1 pseudogene is annotated in these 1,127 nt (G+C 56.7%); it reads right to left on the reverse strand.

The window, feature by feature from the left end:
- Positions 1-1,127 (reverse strand): annotated as a pseudogene (locus A3754_RS28015) (type I restriction endonuclease subunit R); the annotation flags it as partial.

Below are 1,127 nucleotides of genomic sequence, written 5' to 3' on the forward strand. Positions count from 1 at the left end.
ATGTCATCGTCAAAAAATACCTGCGCTTGCTGAAGCCGGTGTTGCAGGTCATAGAGCTGGTGGGGGTCGGATTCCTCACCCTGGGGCGTCACTTCGTAATAGGGCTTGAAAGCCGTGTAGATCTCGCCTGGCTCATTGACGAAGTCCAGTACGAAGGTGTTTTCCTTGCCCGCTGTGGTGCGGTTCAGGCGGGACAATGTCTGTACTGCCTGGATGCCGGACAAGCGCTTGTCCACATACATGGTGTGCAGCAAGGGCTGGTCAAAGCCGGTCTGGTATTTTTCCGCCACCAGCAGTACCTGATACTGCTCGGTGGCGAACTGTTCAGGCAGTTCGGATTCCTTGATGCCCTGGTTCATTCCCACTTCCGTGTAGGAATGATCCGGGAAATCCGGGTCGGTGACGCTGCCGGAAAAGGCCACCAGAGACCGGATGCCTTTGATGTCCTTGTCCTTGAGGTATTGATCAAACGCCTGCTTGTAACGCACCGCGTGCAGCCGAGAGGCGGTGACCACCATGGCCTTGGCGCGCCCGCCGATGCGGTGGCGGGTGTTATGGCGGAAATGCTCCACGATTACTTCTACCTTCTGGGCGATATTGTGCGGATGCAATGACATAAAGCGCGCCATGGCCTTGGCCGTCTTGCGCCGGGGCACCTCGGGATCATCCTCAATGGATTTGATCAGCCCGTAATAGGACTTGTAGGTGGTGTAGTTTTCCAGCACATCCATGATGAAGCCTTCCTCGATGGCCTGTCGCATGGAGTACAGATGAAAAGGCGGCTTGCCATCCGGGCCTGGAGCATTAAACAGGGCCTGGGTCTTGAACTTGGGCGTGGCCGTGAAGGCGAAGAAACTGATGTTAGGCTGGCGCGGGCGTTTGAGCATTTCCTCCAACAGGGCTTTTCTGGCCGCTTCGGAAAGGGCTTCCTCCTCGTCATCCAGAAATTCATCGGCAATGGCCGCTTCAATACCGTCCCGGTTCAGTACCTTGCGCAGCTCCATGGCGGTCTCGCCGGATTGGGAGCTGTGAGCCTCGTCCACGATGACCGCAAAGCGTTTGCCTTCGGTATTCAGTTCCACTGCCTCGCCCTTGTTGGCCAGGGTTTCCATGGCCTGGGTGATAAA

It is taken from the genome of Alcanivorax sp. HI0083, assembly GCF_001635175.1.